General features: G+C 39.0%; 16 protein-coding genes. 13 read left to right on the top strand and 3 right to left on the bottom strand.

The genetic code is table 11. The features are described from left to right. Positions 1 to 122 precede the first annotated feature (122 nt). Positions 123 to 1,346 carry a glycosyltransferase gene (locus J4N25_RS20580; RefSeq protein WP_207423687.1) on the top strand — a complete coding sequence of 408 codons (1,224 nt, stop codon included), beginning with the start codon at positions 123 to 125 and terminating at the stop codon, positions 1,344 to 1,346. A 48-nt stretch (positions 1,347 to 1,394) separates the two neighbouring features. Here J4N25_RS20580 and J4N25_RS20575 read toward each other — a convergent pair whose 3' ends face one another. Then, positions 1,395 to 1,598, bottom strand: a complete 204-nt coding sequence (locus tag J4N25_RS20575; RefSeq protein WP_207423686.1) for a hypothetical protein — start codon at positions 1,596 to 1,598, stop codon at positions 1,395 to 1,397. A gap of 180 nt (positions 1,599 to 1,778) precedes the next feature. Here J4N25_RS20575 and rpsA point away from each other — a divergent pair, with 180 nt between their 5' ends. The 10 genes from rpsA to J4N25_RS20525 all read left to right on the top strand — a co-directional run bounded on the left by rpsA (position 1,779) and on the right by J4N25_RS20525 (position 14,796). Then, positions 1,779 to 3,716: a 30S ribosomal protein S1 gene (gene rpsA / locus J4N25_RS20570; protein WP_207423685.1), complete on the top strand. Its 1,938-nt coding sequence runs from the start codon at positions 1,779 to 1,781 to the stop codon at positions 3,714 to 3,716. Positions 3,717 to 3,836: 120 nt separating this feature from the next. Continuing rightward, positions 3,837 to 4,385 (top strand): bifunctional pyr operon transcriptional regulator/uracil phosphoribosyltransferase PyrR, encoded by a 549-nt coding sequence (gene pyrR / locus J4N25_RS20565; RefSeq protein WP_207423684.1) that lies wholly within the window; start codon positions 3,837 to 3,839, stop codon positions 4,383 to 4,385. A 33-nt stretch (positions 4,386 to 4,418) separates the two neighbouring features. Then, a complete protein-coding gene (locus J4N25_RS20560) occupies positions 4,419 to 5,351 on the top strand; it encodes an aspartate carbamoyltransferase catalytic subunit (RefSeq protein ID WP_207423683.1) in 933 nt (310 codons plus the stop codon). A 146-nt stretch (positions 5,352 to 5,497) separates the two neighbouring features. After that, positions 5,498 to 8,524 carry a tetratricopeptide repeat protein gene (locus J4N25_RS20555; protein ID WP_207423682.1) on the top strand — a complete coding sequence of 1,009 codons (3,027 nt, stop codon included), beginning with the start codon at positions 5,498 to 5,500 and terminating at the stop codon, positions 8,522 to 8,524. A gap of 4 nt (positions 8,525 to 8,528) precedes the next feature. Then, entirely contained in the window at positions 8,529 to 10,262 is a 1,734-nt protein-coding gene (locus J4N25_RS20550) for a porin family protein (protein ID WP_207423681.1), read from the top strand. A gap of 41 nt (positions 10,263 to 10,303) precedes the next feature. Then, a complete protein-coding gene (locus J4N25_RS20545; RefSeq protein ID WP_207423680.1) occupies positions 10,304 to 11,449 on the top strand; it encodes an SPOR domain-containing protein in 1,146 nt (381 codons plus the stop codon). A gap of 6 nt (positions 11,450 to 11,455) precedes the next feature. Further along, positions 11,456 to 12,145: a MotA/TolQ/ExbB proton channel family protein gene (locus J4N25_RS20540; RefSeq protein ID WP_207423679.1), complete on the top strand. Its 690-nt coding sequence runs from the start codon at positions 11,456 to 11,458 to the stop codon at positions 12,143 to 12,145. Between the two features lie 112 nt (positions 12,146 to 12,257). Then, positions 12,258 to 12,653: an ExbD/TolR family protein gene (locus J4N25_RS20535; RefSeq protein WP_207423678.1), complete on the top strand. Its 396-nt coding sequence runs from the start codon at positions 12,258 to 12,260 to the stop codon at positions 12,651 to 12,653. A gap of 7 nt (positions 12,654 to 12,660) precedes the next feature. Further along, entirely contained in the window at positions 12,661 to 13,479 is an 819-nt protein-coding gene (locus J4N25_RS20530; protein ID WP_207423677.1) for an energy transducer TonB, read from the top strand. Positions 13,480 to 13,494: 15 nt separating this feature from the next. Further along, positions 13,495 to 14,796, top strand: coding sequence for a bifunctional folylpolyglutamate synthase/dihydrofolate synthase (locus J4N25_RS20525; RefSeq protein WP_207423676.1), 1,302 nt, complete (start codon positions 13,495 to 13,497; stop codon positions 14,794 to 14,796). A 131-nt stretch (positions 14,797 to 14,927) separates the two neighbouring features. On the opposite strand, the gene J4N25_RS20520 is transcribed toward J4N25_RS20525, so the two are convergent. Both J4N25_RS20520 and J4N25_RS20515 read right to left on the bottom strand, forming a co-directional pair. Then, the gene (locus J4N25_RS20520) at positions 14,928 to 16,010 is read right to left on the bottom strand and encodes an agmatine deiminase family protein (protein WP_207423675.1); all 1,083 of its coding nucleotides are present in this window, start codon (positions 16,008 to 16,010) and stop codon (positions 14,928 to 14,930) included. A gap of 21 nt (positions 16,011 to 16,031) precedes the next feature. Further along, entirely contained in the window at positions 16,032 to 16,901 is an 870-nt protein-coding gene (locus J4N25_RS20515; protein ID WP_207423674.1) for a carbon-nitrogen hydrolase, read from the bottom strand. A gap of 132 nt (positions 16,902 to 17,033) precedes the next feature. Between J4N25_RS20515 and cmoA the strand changes: the two genes are divergently transcribed. Together cmoA and J4N25_RS20505 are read left to right on the top strand one after the other, a co-directional pair. Beyond that, a complete protein-coding gene (cmoA, locus tag J4N25_RS20510; RefSeq protein ID WP_207423673.1) occupies positions 17,034 to 17,795 on the top strand; it encodes a carboxy-S-adenosyl-L-methionine synthase CmoA in 762 nt (253 codons plus the stop codon). A 2-nt stretch (positions 17,796 to 17,797) separates the two neighbouring features. Further along, positions 17,798 to 18,535, top strand: a complete 738-nt coding sequence (locus J4N25_RS20505) for a methyltransferase family protein (RefSeq protein ID WP_242695961.1) — start codon at positions 17,798 to 17,800, stop codon at positions 18,533 to 18,535. Positions 18,536 to 18,546: the final 11 nt, after the last annotated feature.

The raw sequence follows: 18,546 nt of genomic DNA, 5'->3' as shown, positions 1-18,546 counted from the left end.
TAGGTATAAAAACTTTTGCACTTTCTTTGTTATTAAAGGATAAAGCATAGAGAGGAGAAGTCGTTAATCTGTTTTTAAAATAGGTTGAAGACTTTTTGCTGTACTTTGAAAACAGAACCAAAATGAAAATATCTATATCTACCATTGGAACACGAGGCGACGTACAACCATATGCAACTTTGGGTAAGGCTCTTGCTGCAAATGGGCATCATGTAACTTTGTCAACCTCAAAAAACTTTAAATCCCTGGTAGAAGGTTATGGTATAAATTTTCATCCAGTTGATGTTGATTATCAAGAGGTCCTTAATTCAAATGAGGGTAGTAAAATAATGAAAGCAAACTTATTTGCTATTCAAAGGAATCTGGACAAATTAATCTACCCTCTCATCGAACAATCGCTTAATGAATGCTACCAGTTGGCTCAGTCTAGTGATCTCTTTATATACAGGCCCAAAACCTTGTCAGATATTTTTACTGGAAAATTAAAGACTAAGTGCATTAAGGCGGCCGTGGTACCTGCAACGGAAGAAACAGCTGCATTTATAAATCCTATTATCAGTGGTTTCTGGATACCCGAATTCTTGTATAAATGGAGCTTTAAACTAAATAATTTACGCTATCAGTTACTAAGTAAACCGATTAGCAACTTTTGCGAGCAGAACGGCATAATTGACCATACCCCTCAGGATCCGCACAAAGAACTATCCCTTTATGGTATCAGCGAGCATTTTCTTGAACGTCCGAAAGACTGGTCGTCTGTTCATCAGTTAACTGGATTTTGGTTTCCCGATGTAAAAGCACAACAGTTATCTCAAGAATTAACGGATTACCTGAGCAGCGGTCCTCCTCCTGTACTGATCACTTTCGGCAGCATGCAGATAAAGAAAGAAATTGCATCAATGATCCTCCAAACAGCTGCAGAAATCAGAGAACGCTTTCTGATTGTGGCATCCTGGAGTGACTGGGAAACGGGAGATTTAATTCCTTCGAATGTTTATATAACTGATAGTGCTCCATTTGAAACTTTATTTCCGAAGGTTAAGGCTGTGATGCATCATGGTGGTATTGGCACAACAGCGGAGTGCTTACGAGCAGGAAAGCCGATGTTTGTGTGCCCGGTGCTATATCCGGTAGGAGATCAGTTTTTCTGGGGAGATTTGGCTTATAAAAAGGGACTAGCCGTTAAACCTGTTCCAGTAAACAGGCTAACACCACAATTATTTAAGACCAGGATTGGACAACTGTCGGAAATATCTCCTGTGGAAGGCAGGGAACTTGCTGAAAAGATATCTGAAGAAAATGGAGTACAAAAAGCAGTTGACCTGATAGAGAAATACGTTGCGTAAACCCAGGAGTAGGTTTACGCAACAGTATCCATAGTAAAATACCCAAATTTACTCAGAACCTTGACTTAAATCCGTATCATCGAATTGTTGCTCGTCTAAAGGCTCAGTCCACTCTTGTTTCTGATATTTCTTATTCGAAGTTTTAAACCCGTCGTCTACAGGTTTTTCTTTGGCATTCTGATCTGCATTAGCCGCTTTTACATCATCCTCTGCCCGTGAAATTCTATCATCGTTACTTTTGAAATCTTCCATATCCATAGATGTTTATTATAACGGTTAACAAGCTTTCGCAAGGCATAGTTTTATTTATATCATATAGTGTAAAGTTGCTAGATATCAATAAAATAATGAGATAATTTTCTTTTTATCAAAATATATTTACGTAACTTTGTCGTCCCAATTGATGTTGGGAAAAAGGAGATAAAATAATTAATGGCCAAAAAACAAGAAGCAGAAAAGGAGCTACTTGCTAAATCAGCAGAACTCCAAGGCGACGACACCAAAGCGGTAAAACAAAGAGAAGACATTGAGTCAGAAGCTGATTCATTGTCAATTGAAGACATTAAGTCTAAAACCCTGGTAACACCTTCCGGTGATTTTGATTGGGATGCAGACGAAAAAGGATTCGGAAACTACAGTAACGAAGAGCGTGCTAAGCTTGAGCAAATGTATGCCGGAACTTTTAATCAAATCAACAAAGGTGAAATTATCACTGGTACAGTTGTTAACATTAACAACAAGGATGTGGTATTGAACATCGGATTCAAATCTGATGGTATGGTATCATTATCTGAATTCCGTGATACTCCTGATCTTAAAGTTGGCGATCAGGTTGAAGTATTTGTTGAGTCTCAGGAAGATGCTAATGGTCAGTTAGTACTTTCCCGTAAACGTGCAAAAACTCAAAAATCTTGGGAGCTTATCAATGAGGCTCTTGAATTGGACAAAATCATCACTGGTTTTGTTAAGAGCCGCACAAAAGGTGGTCTTATTGTTGATATCATGGGCGTTGAGGCTTTCTTGCCTGGTTCACAAATTGACATCAAGCCTATCCGTGACTACGACGTATACGTAGGAAAAACAATGGAATTCAAGGTTGTAAAAATCAATCATGAGTTCAAAAACGTTGTGGTATCTCACAAAGTTCTTATCGAGGACGATCTTGAAAACCAAAAAACAGAGATCGTTGCAAAACTTGAAAAAGGTCAGGTTCTTGAAGGAACAGTTAAAAATATTACAGATTTCGGTGTATTCATCGATCTTGGTGGCGTTGACGGATTACTTCACATCACTGATATTTCATGGGGACGTATTGAGCATCCAAAAGAAGTTTTATCACTTGATCAAAAAATCAATGTGGTTGTACTTGACTTTGATGACGAGAAAAAACGTATCGCTCTTGGCTTGAAACAACTTACTCCACATCCTTGGGAATCACTTGATACTGCTATCGAAGTTGGTTCTAAAGTAAAAGGTAAGATCGTTACTGTAGCTGATTACGGTGCATTCCTTGAAATCACTCCAGGTGTTGAAGGATTGATCCACGTTTCAGAGATGTCATGGTCTCAAAATCTACGTAATCCTCAGGATTTCCTTAAAGTAGGTGATGAAGTTGAAGCACAAGTTTTAACTTTAGATCGTGACGAGCGCAAAATGAGCCTTGGTATCAAACAACTTACTCCAGATCCATGGCAAGATATCGCTCAGAAATACCCAGTTGGTAGTCAGCATAAAGCAGTTGTTAAAAACATGACTAACTTCGGAGTATTCGTTGAGATCGAAGAAGGAGTTGACGGATTAATTCACATCTCTGATCTGTCATGGTCTAAAAAGATCAACCATCCAAATGAATTCACTAAAGTTGGTGAAACTCTTGATGTAGTTGTTCTTGAACTTGATGCTGATAACCGTAAGCTTAGCTTAGGTCACAAACAGCTTGAAGAAAACCCTTGGGAAACTTTCGAAACAATTTTCACTTTGGATTCAATCCACACTGGAACTGTATTGAAAGTAACTGACAAAGGTGCTATCGTTGCTCTTCCTTATGGTGTTGAAGGGTTCGCTCCTAGCAAACACACCGTTAAAGAAGACGGAAAAGCATTAAAAGCTGAAGAAACTTCTGAGTTCAAAATCATTGAGTTTAACAAAGAAGCTAAACGTATCGTTGTTTCTCACTCTCGTATCTGGGAAGAGGCTAAAAACGAAGCTAGAAACGCAGAGGTTGCTCAAAAGAAAAACGATCAGAAAGCTACTACAAATGCAGTGAAGAAAGTTAAAGAATCAGTTGAAAAATCAACTTTAGGTGATCTAGGCGTTCTTGCTCAATTGAAAGAGCAAATGGAAGGTGCTGAAAAAAACCAAAAAGGATAATTCATAACTGAATCGTTAGAATAATCAAACCCCGCTCGTCGAGCGGGGTTTTTTATTTTCCCCAATTTTATTTTTATCGTCCCAAACGTTTTTTTTATACCTTTGCCCAAATCAATACTGATGCAAAACTTAATCCTCTTAGACGGTCAAAAGTTTCAAATTACTATTAAACGGCTTTGCCATCAGCTTATAGAAAATCACAACGATTTTTCAGACTCTGTCATACTTGGTATCCAGCCAAGAGGAGTTTTTCTTGCTGACCGTATTGCCTCCGAACTTCAATCCATCCTACCTAAAGCAAAGATCAATAACGGAAACCTTGATATTACCTTTTTTAGAGATGATTTCAGAAGACGCGAAGTCTTAGTGCCAAATCGAACAAAGATTGATTTCATTATTGAAGGAAAAAAAGTAATTCTCGTAGACGATGTTTTATGGACCGGCAGAACGATTCGCTCTGCAATGGATGCTATGCTGGCTTTTGGTAGACCGGAGAAAGTCGAACTTCTTGTTTTAGTAGACAGAAGATTCTCCCGGCACCTCCCAATTGAGCCGGATTACATTGGTATCCAGGTAGACACTATCAATTCTCAGAGAGTTATTGTAAGCTGGAAAGAGGCAGATAAGGAAGATAAAGTAGAATTAGTACTAGAAAATAATAACATTTAAACACAATAAACGGCAAGCGTTTTACATACAGCAATGGCAGATAATCAGACTCTTAGTACACGTCATCTTTTAGGAATAAAGGATTTAACTGAAAAAGATATTCACCTGATTTTTGAAACTGCCGATACATTTAAGGATGTATTGAACAGACCTATTAAAAAAGTACCTTCCCTTAGAGACGTTACTATCGCAAATGTCTTCTTCGAGAATTCTACAAGAACTAGATTGTCCTTTGAGTTGGCTCAAAAAAGGCTTTCTGCTGATACAATTAATTTTGCAGCGTCATCTTCCTCGGTAAGCAAAGGAGAAACGCTTATTGATACTGTAAATAACATCCTGGCAATGAAGGTGGATATGATTGTTATGCGACATCCCTATCCAGGAGCAGGAGTATTTTTGAGCAGAAAAGTAGACGCACACATTGTTAATGCAGGAGATGGCGCCCATGAACACCCAACTCAGGCATTACTAGACGCGTTTTCCATTCGTGAAAAATACGGAGACGTAACTGGGAAAAGAGTTGCCATAATTGGCGATATTTTACATTCCAGAGTTGCTTTATCTAATATTCTCTGCCTCCAGAAGCTAGGAGCAGAGGTAATGGTTTGCGGACCGACTACATTAATCCCTAAATACATCGAATCTTTGAATGTTAAGGTAGAATATAATTTGATGAATGCCTTAAACTGGTGCGATGTTGCCAATATGCTCCGTATTCAACTCGAACGCCAAGATATTAAGTATTTCCCATCCCTCCGCGAATACTCAATGCTCTATGGCCTTAATAAAGAGATTCTAAACTCACTGGACAAAGAGATCACTATAATGCATCCCGGGCCAATAAACAGAGGAGTCGAAATTACAAGTGATGTTGCCGACAGCAAACAGTCAATTATTCTTGATCAGGTAGAAAATGGAGTTGCCGTTAGAATGGCAGTATTATATCTCCTTGCTGGTCAGCGATAAACGCGAAAAACCCTATTTTCTTTAATAAGGATTATACCGTTTTTGCTGTTTTAAACGTTATTTTTGACGGGTTTTCCACACGTGTTAATTTCTCCAGTGGAGAATCAGCTTTGTATTACTGTTAACTTCGCTACAATCAATAAGATATGCTAAAGAAATACGCACTTCCCATAATATTACTTCAATCTTTAGTACTTGGGGCAAAGGCACAAACCACTGAGTGGTATACATTAAACAATGCCTATAAAAGTGGAGTTGAACTTTTTGAAAAAAGGAAATTCGTTGCCGCAAGCGAGCAATTTAGCCGCGTTGAAGATTATAGAACAGTACCTTCTACCCAACCTGTTGATAACAGACAGGTTTCCGTACTTAAGGAAAGTGCGCAATTTTATATTGCTCGGTGCGCTCTGGAGCTCGGGAATTCAAATGCCGAAGGCCTATTCCTAAAGTTCATTCGGGAATATCCAACAAGTGCTCTCACTAAGTCTGCTTACCTTCAATTGGGTAATTTCTATTTCGAGAAAAAGAACTTCGAGAAGGCACTTGAATGGTATAAAGAAATCGATGCTAATAGTCTTACCTCCAATGAAAGCGAAGAATACAGGTTCAAGGTTGCCTATTCTTATTTCACTTTGAAAAAATATACAGATGCGGAACCCTTGTTTGCAAAGTTGAAAGATGAGAAAGGCCCATATAACGAAGCTTCTATCTACTATTTCGCATATTTAAATTATCTAGATGCTGACTATACTACTGCGTTAAGAGAATTTGAAAGACTTCAGGGCAGTACAACGTATAAGGCGAGTTACCCATATTATATCTCGGCTTTATACTTTTTGAATAAACGATATGACGAGGTACTTAGCTACACCATCCCAGCAATCGAAACAATAGACCAGCAATACAAGGCAGAAATGTACCGGATTGTTGCTGCTACTTATTTCGCTAAATCAGATTATAAGAACTCCATTAGTTACTATCAGAAATTTCAAAGCCTTGACCGGGGCGCCATCCAGAATAATCAGGATGATTATCAAATGGGATACGCTTACCTAAAGTTGGGTGATCATAAAAAAGCGATAAAGGAACTAGAGAAACTTGCGACCCCTGATGTATTTTACCAAAGCGGAATGATTACACTGGGAGAAGCATTTATCAAAGATGGAAACAAGCAGAGTGCGAGAAATGCATTTTTTCGGGCATCAAAACTTGATTTCGATCCACGGTTGAAAGAGGAAGGCCTATTTAATTATGGAAAATTATCATATGAATTAGAATTCCATTCAGTTGCATTAGATGCTGTCCAGGAGTTCATTAAGACTTATCCGAAGTCTACCAGAATTAACGAGGCTAAAACATTGTTAGGGCAGGTTCTGCTGTCAACGAAGAATTATAAAGAGGCCGTTTTCATCCTTGAAACTATTAACAATAAAAATGCAGAGACAAGGGGCGTTTATCAGAGAGTGACATATTTCCGGGGATTAGAATTCTATAACGAACGAGCCTTCGAAAACGCCATATCTATGTTTATCCGGTCTCAAAACAGTGCTGTCGACGATGAAATTGAAGCACTGGCCACATACTGGCTTGCCGAAGCAATGTTTGAAGTAAGGAAGTACGGCGAATCTGTGGGTCAGTTTGAAAAATTCCTGGGAATGCAGGCTGCACGAAATACAGACGTATATAATTATGCTAATTATGCGTTAGGTTACTCTGCTTTTCAAAATGACAATTACGGTAAGGCCGCTACCTATTTCGAGCGTTTTATAATTGGCGACGATAAAGACCGAAATACCATTAACGATGCAACTCTTCGACTTGCGGATTCATACTTTGTATTGAAAAATTATGACAAAGCAATGCAGCAATACAATAAGATCATTACGTGGAACGGAAAAGGTCAGGATTATGCTTTATTTCAAAGGGGCATGATTCAGGGTCTTCAAGGTAATAATGATCAGAAGATTGCTACCCACCAATCTCTTCTCCGGCAGTTTCCAAACTCTAATTATGCCGATGATGCAGGTTTTGAGATGGCTTATACTTACTTTGTTAAAGGCGATTATGACAAGGCCCGTACCGACTTAACTAACCTGGTTGAAAAGTACCCAAGGAGTAGTTATGTTCCAAGAGCCCTGGTAACCATTGGTCTGGTTAATTATAATCAGGACAGAGATGACGAAGCTTTAACTTACTTCAAACGTGTAGTACAAGATTACTCAAGTACAGAAGAAGCTAAAATTGCATTAGAGTCAATCAAAAACATTTACTTGGACAAAGGCAATGCGGACGAGTTTTTAAATTATGCTAACTCAACAAGTATTGGAAATCTTAGTACTGCTGAGCAGGACAACATAACTTTTCAGGCTGCAAACAACCGGTTCCTTAGAGGAGAATACCAAGGAGCCTATGAGGCGATCAACGCTTATTTTGATAAGTTTAAAAACCCGATCCATGAAAAGCATGCTAAATTTATCAGAGCGGAGAGTTTAGTTAAGCTAAATCGTCCCGATGAAGCTATCCCTGATTATAATGTTATCCTGAATGACTGGACCAGCGAGTTTACGGAAAGGGCTTTGATTAGCGTTTCTCAACTTTATCTTAAGCAGAAGAAATACAATGAGGCAGTTGCTTCTCTTAAAAAACTGGAATTAACTTCTGAGTATAAAGCTAATTATAGTTATGCTGTAAATAATTTGATGGAAGCCTACTACAATATGGGAATGTCTGACGAGACATTAAAATATGTTGAACTAATAAGAGCTTTCGATAAATCCTCCACCGAAGACAAATATAGGGCAACGCTTTACTCCGGTAAAGCTCTTATGTTAAAGGGAGATACAACTACGGCATATAAGTCCTTTCTTGAGGTATCAACCAAAACTACTACCTCCACTGGAGCAGAGGCTAAGTATCTAGTTGCCTTTGTGCAATATCACAAAGGAGAATATAAAGAGACTGAGCAAACAGTTTATTCACTGGTTAACAAAATGCCATCACACGACTATTGGGTAGCAAAAGGATTACTGTTACTAGCAGATAGTTTTGTAGCGCGTAAAGATACATTTTCAGCAAAGGCAACGTTGCAAAGTCTTATCGACAATTACCAGGGTAATGATGAAATCGTCCCTTCTGCTAAAGAGAAACTCAGTCAGTTAAACACAAAGAAATAAGACAATGAAGTTTAGATATCTATCATATACCTTTTTCGGTTTGATTTTAACTGTTACAGCCAACGCACAAACACAGCCAACACCGGAAAAGAAACCATCAACGGAAAAGAAACCAACAACGACGACCCCTCCTGAAAAAAATCCAGGTACGGAACCAGCAAAAGGAACACTTACTGAAGAAATTGACGTAGTTAGGCCTTATAAACCCGTGTTGGCTGATGCTGCCAAGATCAGGAGAAGTCCCGATTTAAATACATATAAGGTTTTCAAGCCAAACTTAAGTTATTTGGTTTTGGACAAGAGATTGGAATTAAACAGTGATATAACTCAGCTTCAAGCTCAGCCTCTGCAGCAAGCCGCTCCCCTGCCATTCGAAAACAATTATGTTAAAGCTGGTATTGGTAATTTTTCATCAACCCTTGGCGAGATCTATATAAATAATGGACCTGATGAGGCGCTGCAATTAGGTTTTTTCGCTAAACATTTGGCTCAAAGTGGTTCACTGAACAAGCAGAACTTTTCAAGACAACAAGCGGCAGTTTTTGGAAAAAGTATACAAGATAAGGTTACTATTAACGGTGAGCTGAATTTTGATCGATTAGGGTCTTACTTCTATGGGTTTAATCCCGAGATGGTGGATCAAAACCCGGATCCCAGGAAACAACGTTTCAATACCATTGGATTAAAGGGTGAATTATTGAAGAATTACGATCCCGAAAGTAATCTTGACTACGCAGTTAAGGCGGATGCTTATGCTTTCGGAAGTCGTTATGACTCAAAAGAGACAAGCTTTGCCCTAAGCGGATTTTTCAACAGCGTTTGGAAACAGTTTAATGTTGGCTTGAATAGCTCCCTTGATTTCACTAGCACTAAAGATTCTTTAGATATTGGAAATCATATTTTCCGGGCAAACCCGTATATCAAGTTTCAGGGAAAGAACTATAAGCTATCCTTGGGATTGAACTTTGTCCAGGAATTTGGAACTGAAGGAAATACGAATCTATTCCCGATTGCTACAGCAGAGCTTCCTATAGTTCCTCAGTATGCTACTATTTTTGGTGGATACACAGGAGACGTTCTTAAATCTTCGCTCCGTAGCTTTGCATTCGAGAATCCTTATATTACCAAGAGCATCATTGATAACGCAGTAGAGAAATCAAATTTATATGGTGGTGTAAAAGGTAATGCAGGCGCAGGATTCTCCTTCAAAGGTATGATCTTTTTCAAAACCATTGAGAATATGCCTCTATATGTAAATAGCAGGTATGGGTTTGAACGTTACGAGATAGCTTATGATAAGGCAAAAGTTGTGGGACTGGAAGGTGAAGTTAACGTGAAAGCTTCTGAAACATTGACATGGACAGGAAAGATTGAGGCTAATAAGTACAACATGACAAACCAGGCAAAAGCCTGGCTGAAACCTGGCTTGAGATTGTATTCAAACTTTCGCTTATCACTGAACAAGAAGTTCACAATCGATGGAGAAGCTGTATATACTGGTGACAGGGATGCTTTTACTTATGACTACTCTAAAGGAATCCCGGCAACTATTGAAAATTCACGCGTTGTTGCGGTTAAAAGCTACCTGGATTTGAGCGGAGGCGCGGAGTACCTAGTTAAAAATAAACTTGGGGTATTTTTAAGAGTGAACAACTTGTTCGGTAACAAATACCAACAATACTTATACTACCCTAAGTTAGGATTTAATGTTATTGGGGGCTTGAATTATTCATTCTGATAGTTTTGGCCTGATTATTTTTTTCGTTTATTTTTACCGAAATGGATGTTGGTGTTTATGTTGCCGAATTACTTCAGAAGATTGATGCAGTAAGTCTCTCTGGAATTGGTACATTTTATAAAAAAAGGACTTCTGCTTATCATGATAATAAGCAAGGGATCTTTTTCCCCCCATCTGAGGAGTACGCGTTTGATCCAAATAAATACGAAACAGGTTCGGCCTTGGTGGAATATGTTTGCAGTGTTAGAAATATTTCGGAGCCATCAGCACGTTACTTTATTGAAAAATACGTTGACTCATTAAAGCAATCATTACAGGTAAAGGGATATGCCACTATTGATTCCTTGGGTAAATTACGTTCATCAAATAGCTCCTATGTGCTGGAGCCATCAAAATTCTCAAATAGCTCAGTTGGGTATGGATTAATACCAGTAATGGAAATTGACAGAAGAGCTAAGAAGATTAATAACTCAACCGAGCCAGATTTTTCTGCTATCAGGATTAAAGCACCAGCTCCTGCAATACAAGAAGCTCCCGCACCGGTTGCTCCTAAAGAGACAAGGGAACCCCAGGAGAAATCGAATAAAACTGCTATCCTTATTGTAATTACGTTCCTCGCTTTGAGCGCAGCACTTGTAGCCGGATATTTCTTATACCCTAAATTTTTCCGACAGCAAGAACAAAATGCAGCAGTTCCTCCTGCTACAAAACCTGCCCCCCCTACTACCGGGAAAATTGATTCTACACAAACTGCAGCAAATAAAGAACTTGTAGCTTCAGAAGCTGCAGCCGACAGCATGTTTGAAGAAAGCATGGCTCAGCTTAATCAGGAGAAGGGAATTACAGTAGAAAAACCAAGGGATACTGTTGTTATTACCACAAAAACAACTCCCTTAAGGCAAAAGGACTCAGTTTCTAGAGTGACGACTCCATCTGCAACTTTACCTGCAGTAAGGTTTGAAGTTATAGTGGCGGCCTTTAATAGACAATCAGAAGCTGAAGATTATATTTCTCAGCTTAGAAAAAAAGGTATTGATGCTAAAGTTGTATCCGATACTAAAAAACCAAAATTTAAAATAAGCACCGGGACTTTTACAAACGAAGAAGCAGCACAAAAAGAAAGACGCCGGCTTCGCGAGACTAAAATAGGTCAGGAGGCCTGGGTTTTTACCGTTAAAAACAAATAAACACACATGATTCTACTACAAGATACTGTTCTACCAGATACCGTTGCAAGAGCAACGCAAGCAGTACAGACAGCGCAAGACCTACGATTTATCGATCTACTTATAAAGGGTGGATGGGTAATGATTCCCCTCGGAATTCTTTTATTCCTGGGATTAGTTATTTTTATTGAACGCTATCTAACCATAAGAAAAGCGGCCAAAGACGAAGCAAACCTGTTAGTTCAGGTAAAACAACATATTCTTTCTGGGAATCTTGATTCTGCAACTGCTATTTGCCGTAACAGCAACTCTCCCTTGGGAAGAATGCTGCAAAAAGGATTGTTACGGATAGGAAGACCTATTAAGGATATCGAAGGTGCAATCGAAAATATTGGAAAACTGGAAGTATCAAAACTTGAGAAGAACGTCAGTATTCTAGGTATTGTGGCAGGTATTGCACCAATGTTGGGTTTTGTTGGTACTATTGCCGGTGTTATCCGTATTTTCTACAACATCGCACAGACAGACAATATTAGTATGGGTTTGATAGCAGATGGTCTGTATCAAAAAATGATTACCTCTGCTGCTGGTCTGATGATTGGTATTCTAGCTTACATTGGCTATCATATTTTAAACATCATGGTTGATAGAGTAATTCTGAAGCTGGAAACTGACGCCGTTGAATTTATTGATCTTCTTGAGCAGCCTGGCAGGTAATGCTTTGACATAGTCAGCAGTTTTAAAAAAATGATTTATGGAATTTGCCAGAGCCTTGAATCTGAATAGAAGGAGTTCTGGCAAAATTGAACAAACAGCTTAAATAGCAAAAATGAACTTAAGAAGAAGAAATCGTCCTCATGCAGAAGTTCATACTTCAGCAATGAATGACATCATGTTTTTCCTGATGCTGTTTTTTCTTATTGCTTCGACCGTGACAAACCCTAACGTAATAAAGCTGATGCTTCCGAAGTCTGCCTCGGGACAATCTGTATCTAAAAAAACCGTTAGTATAGCAATAAATCAAAACTTAGAGTATTTCCTTGACAAGCAGCTTGTAAAGCTGGAAGAGATTCAACCGAAGCTCGCAAGTTATCAGCAGCAGGCCAAAGAGTTGACTATTGTCCTTTCTGTTGACAGAACTGTAGCGATACAGGATGTTGTAACAATTATGGACATCGCTAACAAAATGGGAATTAAACTTGTACTGGCAACAGAACCTAAATAAATGCGTTATGCAGTACCGTGAAGAAAATAATTATCCAAAAGCACTTCTCTTTTCCGGGGGAGCTATGATCCTATTTTTGGTTATCAGCTATCTTATAACGTTTGGAACGAATATGCCTATGGAAGAAGTTGGAACGGGTGGCATTGTTGTAAACTATGGTACTTCAGAAACGGGTATGGGAGAAGACCTCATGAGTGTTGAAGAACCTTCTGTTGCTCCTGATGCCAATAATACAGCACCAGATAAAATAGTTACATCTGAACCAACGGAAAGCACTCCAACTACAGAAGCCACCGATAAGACGGTAGTTACTCAGGATATTGAAGACGCCCCAGTTATAGCAACATCTAAAAAAAAGACAACTTCTACTCCTACTGCAACAACTCCGGCAAAAGAAACAAAGCCAAGCGTTAATCCTAATGCCTTGTATAAAGGAAAAAGAAATGATGGTAACGGGGGAGGCGATGGTAATGATGGCACTCCTGGGAATAAAGGAGATGTAGATGGAGATCCAATGGCAAGTAATTATGGTAAAGGTGGTTCTGGTTTTGGAAACACACAATTATCGTTAGTCGGAAGAAAATTCGTAAGTGTTCCTCGCATATCTGATGACGGGCAGAGCTCGGGTAAGGTAGCGGTTGAGATTCGAGTAGATAAAACAGGCACCGTCGTCTACGCTCGTGCGGGTGTTCGTGGAACTACGCTTTCTGACAAAGACCTTTGGACTAAATGTGAACAAGCTGTAAGAGGTGCTAGCCTTAACCGTCTTGAATCAGCCCCTGATGTTCAAATTGGAACAGTTATCTTCAACTTCAAAGTAGATTAGTCTTATTCCTCCTTGATGACTTATTCTGATACGATCGACTATCTCTATTCGAGGTTACCGATGTTTACTAAAATTGGTGCTTCTGCTATAAAGAAAGATCTTACTAATACATTGGCACTTTGTGAGGCTTTAGGTAACCCTCATAGAAAATTCAAGACCATACATGTTGCTGGAACAAATGGAAAGGGATCTGTTTCTCATATGCTTGCAGCGATTCTACAGGAGGCGGGATATAAAACAGGGCTCTACACATCTCCTCACCTACTTGACTTCAGGGAAAGGATCAGGATCAATGGGCAAATGATTGCAAGGCAGGATGTGGTAGAATTTGTCAACTCTCAAAGAAGTACCATTGAAGCAATTGAGCCTTCTTTCTTCGAAGTAACTGTGGCTATGGCCTTTGATCACTTCGCTTCTCAGGAGGTAGATATAGCAGTAATCGAAACTGGATTAGGAGGCCGTCTCGATTCCACTAATGTAATAACCCCTCTGCTGTCAGTGATTACTAACATTGGTTACGACCATATGAACATCCTTGGAAACACATTGGAAGAAATTGCTTCAGAGAAAGCAGGGATTATTAAACCAGGGATTCCGATAGTGATAAGTCAGAGACAGGAAGAAATTGAAAAAGTATTTCTGTCGAAAGCTATTGAAACAGGATCTGACTTGCGCTTTGGGTCGGACGAATGGGATGTCAAAGAAATAGGATCGGATACAAAAATCAGAAATATCGAAGTAGCCAGCTTGTTTGACAACTCGAATCGGTTGCCGCTTCAACTTGATCTTACTGGCACTTATCAGGTAAAAAATATCAAAGGAGTTCTAAGCAGTGTTTCTGTTTTGCGAAATCAAGGCTTTGACATCACAAACAGCCACCTGAGGCAAGCTTTGGGAAATGTACAGGGACTAACCGGACTGAATGGTAGATGGCAAACTATAGGAAGCGATCCATTAGTTATATGTGATACAGGCCATAATGAAGATGGCATTAAGGAAGTTCTGAAGAACATATCCACTGTTCCCTTTGATAACCTCTATATGGTAATTGGAATGGTTAAAGATAAAGACAGCTCGTCCGTCTTATCCTTACTACCTAAAGAAGCCACTTACTACTTTTGCGCACCACTACTTGAACGTGCGAAACCCGCTGAGGCACTGGCTTCAGAAGCTGCTCAATTTGGTTTGCAAGGGAAAACTTATTCTTCGGTAAGAAATGCTTTGGATGCTGCAAAAGTTGAGGCAGGGAAGTCTGATTTAATATTTGTAGGGGGAAGCACATTTGTAGTAGCAGAGGCTATTGAAGACTTGCAATAAAATTGCCCTGAGCAAAACCACCGACTAATGTGGAATGTAGCTTTAAGGTATTAAAGCCAAAAAAGATATTATGTAGCAAAAAAGGAGACCCAACGTCTCCTTTTCCGTGTTATATATTATTATAAGATAACTTAAACCTTCGGTTCTTGCTGACTTAAACAATGAAAGCTTCCCAATCCCCAGATAATATCTGTTGAATCAATTCCAACTACTTGCCTTTCAGGAAAGCACTCACCAATAATGTCAAGAGCCTTGTCATCGAATTTCGACCGGTAGGTGGGAACAATGACATGGGTGTTGCTGATGTAGAAATTCGCATAAGAGGCCGGAAGACGCATGTCGTCATAAACAACTTCTTCTGGCATAGGAAGTTCAATTACGTTTAATTGCTTACCATTTAACAGACGCATTTTACTCAATGCTTTAACGTTCTGCTGAAGAAGTTCGTAATTCTCATCATTCACATTAGTTTCAACAACAGAAAGAACTGTATCTTCATTAACAAAACGAATAGTATCGTCTATATGTCCATCAGTATCGTCGCCCACTATACCTTCATCGACCCATAATACCTGGTCTATGCCATAATAATCAGAGAGATACTTTTCGATTTGCCCCTGACTAAGATGAGGATTCCGGTTCTGGTTCAATAAGCAGCATGTTGACGTTAAAACCGTCCCCTTACCATTAAATTCAACCGATCCACCCTCCATCACTATCCCAGGACTGAAAACTGGTATATTGAAATGCTTACCAATAAGAGTCGGAATAACGTCATCCAGATCGAAAGGAGGATATTTTCCACCCCACGCGTTGTAGCCCCAATCAACAATTACTTTCTTGATCTCCGCCGAAGGATTTACCAAAAAGGCAGGTCCATGATCCCGGCACCAGGCATCGTTCGTTGGGTGGAAATAAAACTCCACCTTACTTAGATCGACACCTGCAACTCGAAGATGGGCAATTGCCGAGTTCTTTAAAGCTTCATCAGCAACATTAATTCTTACAATTTCACTTTGAGTAAGGATCTTTACAAACTCGCTGTATTTGGGGTAAATGCTATCAAGCTTTCCTGGCCAACTTGCTTCTTTATGAGGCCAGCTTAACCATGTTGCTTCATGTTCGGAAAATTCTGCCGGGAAATAATAGCCAAGTTCTTTAGGTGTTTGCAACCCCGCGAAATCTGAAACTCTGGAAATTTGAGGACTTATCATTAATTCTGTTTCTTTGAAAGATTAATCCTCGTCAATATATCGCTTTGTGATCGGCGCATAAGAATCAATTCTTCTGTCACGTAAAAAAGGCCAGTGCGTACGGTACCGGTCAGATTTCGAAAGATCTAGTTCCTGAACGATTAGCTCTTCATCAGTATGAGAGGCTTGATAAAGAACAGTTCCGAAAGGATTTGCAACAAAAGATCCGCCCCAGAACTTCATTGGACCCTCATCCCCTATTCTGTTAACGCTTACTACGTGTACTCCGTTTGCAACTGCATGACTACGCTGGATGGTTTGCCACGCATTATATTGTTCAGTGTTTGTATCAACTTCCTGAGAAGAGGCCCATCCTATTGCAGTTGGATAGAAAAGAATTTCAGCTCCCATCAAAGAAGTGATACGGGCAGCCTCCGGATACCACTGATCCCAGCATATTAACACTCCAATAGTAGCGAACTTTGTTTTGAATACTTTGTATCCTAAATCACCAGGTGTGAAATAAAATTTCTCATAATATCCCGGATCATCAGGAATATGCATCTTTCGGTACTTACCTAAATAAGACCCATCAGCGTCAAGAACAGCAGTTGTATTATGATAAAGACCTTCTGCCCGTTTCTCGAAAAGTGAAGCAATGATCACCACACCTAATTCTTTTGCAACAGCGCTTAAAGCATCTGTAGAAGGTCCGGGAATAGCTTCAGCTAAATTGAAATTATCATAATCTTCTACATCACAGAAATACAATGATGTAAAAAGTTCTTGTAAACAAACAATCTGAGCTCCTTTAGCTGCAATCTCTCTAACTTTTAAGATTGCCTTATCCAGGTTTTCCTGTTTGTTAGCTGTGCATGAAGTTTGCACTAGTCCTACTTTAACACTTTTCATTTACTTATAATTTCAAAATGGACGCAAAAATAGCCATATGATACGAAAGAGTATTAACCAAGTTTAACGTTTTTGTTAAAGAAATCACACAATACATAAACAAGTTTGTTAACTTATGTCTCTAAACAAATTATGATGGCGGGGGAAATTGAAACTAATCCTAAATTATCAAAAGACGAATTTTTCAAGGAAGAAATAAAAAAAGTTTCCGACTTTAAATTTGGGTCAAAAGTGGCTGGCGTATTTGACGATATGGTAAGCCGCTCGGTTCCTTATTACGGAGAAATGCAAAGAATGATTGCTGAACTCACAGCGGATCACGCAATCGAAGGAACCAACGTTTACGACCTTGGTTGTTCTACAGGAACTACCATGATTGGGATGAACACCATGGTCCCTGATAATATCCGTTTTGTTGGCATCGACGAATCGCAGGATATGTTGAACAAATGTGATCAGAAATTAAAAGAAGCAGGATTCACCCGGCCTTATGATCTGATTACTGCTAATTTGCACGAAGAGTTCAAGGTAGAAAACGCTTCTGTTGCCGTGCTTTGTCTTACTCTTCAATTCATTCGCCCTATTTGCAGGGAAAAAGTTTTGAAAAAAGTATTTGAGGGATTGGTCCCTGGAGGTGTGCTTATCCTTGTGGAGAAAATACTTGCGGAAGAAAGCTTATTCAATAGAAACTTTATCAAATACTATTACGACATGAAACGTCGTAACAACTATAGTGAGATGGAAATTTCTCAGAAGAGAGAAGCTTTGGAGAATGTACTAATTCCTTACAAATCCAGCGAAAATGTTCTGATGTTGCGGGATGCAGGATTTTCGCATTGCGAAGTATTTTTTAAATGGTATAATTTCACAGGCATCATTGCTGTTAAAAACTAATAATGATTAGCATAGGCAACTTCTTCTTTAAATACAGGAACTTCCTTTTTATTTTCCTTTACCTGGCACTATTCCTCCCATCACCCAAAATATTCACCGAAGACAATTTGGGTAGCAATTATTATATCTGGCCAATCACTATCGGACTAATTGTAACCGTGCTTGGTCAGATAATAAGAGGTCTTACCATCGGACTTGCTTACATCGTGCGAGGCGGTAAAGATAAAAAAGTGTATGCAGAGAACTTGGTAACAGAAGGTATTTTCAATCACTGCCGGAATCCCTTATATGTTGGAAATATATTAATGCTATTAGGGGTAGGTATATTATCTAATTCTCTAATATTCATGGGCATTCTTATGCCTCTATTTTTATTTATATATCAAGCAATCGTACTGGCAGAAGAAAACTTCTTAAGAAATAAATTCGGAGCTCAGTTCGATTCTTATTGCAGCCGAGTAAGTCGTTGGGGAATCAGTTTGAAAGGCATTTCGAGAACATTTTCAAGTATGGATTTTCAGGGACGTCGTTGGATCTCTAAAGAATATAATACTCAATTTGTCTGGCTGACCGGAATTGTGCTACTCCTCCTAGTGAATTACCCTGATGTAATAAGTTCAGATATTGAGCTAAGAAACAAAATTGTAGCTGGTATTCTAATACTATTAGTTATCGCTTATTTTACTGTAAGATCTTTAAAGAAAGCTGGAAAACTAAAAGATAAGGTTAATCGAGTTTAAATTGATTGAAT

The sequence above is a fragment of the Desertivirga brevis genome, assembly GCF_017355835.1.
This window is presented reverse-complemented; position numbering and strand designations above follow the sequence as displayed.

Bases quoted from the DNA above. Each gene is read 5' to 3' on its own strand.
- pyrR (WP_207423684.1), top strand. From the start codon at position 3,837: ATGCAAAACTTAATCCTCTTAGACGGTCAAAAGTTTCAAATTACTATT.
- J4N25_RS20520 (WP_207423675.1), bottom strand. From the start codon at position 16,010: ATGATAAGTCCTCAAATTTCCAGAGTTTCAGATTTCGCGGGGTTGCAA.
- J4N25_RS20525 (WP_207423676.1), top strand. From the start codon at position 13,495: ATGACTTATTCTGATACGATCGACTATCTCTATTCGAGGTTACCGATG.
- J4N25_RS20560 (WP_207423683.1), top strand. From the start codon at position 4,419: ATGGCAGATAATCAGACTCTTAGTACACGTCATCTTTTAGGAATAAAG.
- J4N25_RS20530 (WP_207423677.1), top strand. From the start codon at position 12,661: ATGCAGTACCGTGAAGAAAATAATTATCCAAAAGCACTTCTCTTTTCC.
- J4N25_RS20580 (WP_207423687.1), top strand. From the start codon at position 123: ATGAAAATATCTATATCTACCATTGGAACACGAGGCGACGTACAACCA.
- J4N25_RS20545 (WP_207423680.1), top strand. From the start codon at position 10,304: ATGGATGTTGGTGTTTATGTTGCCGAATTACTTCAGAAGATTGATGCA.
- rpsA (WP_207423685.1), top strand. From the start codon at position 1,779: ATGGCCAAAAAACAAGAAGCAGAAAAGGAGCTACTTGCTAAATCAGCA.
- J4N25_RS20555 (WP_207423682.1), top strand. From the start codon at position 5,498: ATGCTAAAGAAATACGCACTTCCCATAATATTACTTCAATCTTTAGTA.
- J4N25_RS20575 (WP_207423686.1), bottom strand. From the start codon at position 1,598: ATGGAAGATTTCAAAAGTAACGATGATAGAATTTCACGGGCAGAGGAT.
- cmoA (WP_207423673.1), top strand. From the start codon at position 17,034: ATGATGGCGGGGGAAATTGAAACTAATCCTAAATTATCAAAAGACGAA.
- J4N25_RS20540 (WP_207423679.1), top strand. From the start codon at position 11,456: ATGATTCTACTACAAGATACTGTTCTACCAGATACCGTTGCAAGAGCA.
- J4N25_RS20535 (WP_207423678.1), top strand. From the start codon at position 12,258: ATGAACTTAAGAAGAAGAAATCGTCCTCATGCAGAAGTTCATACTTCA.
- J4N25_RS20550 (WP_207423681.1), top strand. From the start codon at position 8,529: ATGAAGTTTAGATATCTATCATATACCTTTTTCGGTTTGATTTTAACT.
- J4N25_RS20515 (WP_207423674.1), bottom strand. From the start codon at position 16,901: ATGAAAAGTGTTAAAGTAGGACTAGTGCAAACTTCATGCACAGCTAAC.
- J4N25_RS20505 (WP_242695961.1), top strand. From the start codon at position 17,798: ATGATTAGCATAGGCAACTTCTTCTTTAAATACAGGAACTTCCTTTTT.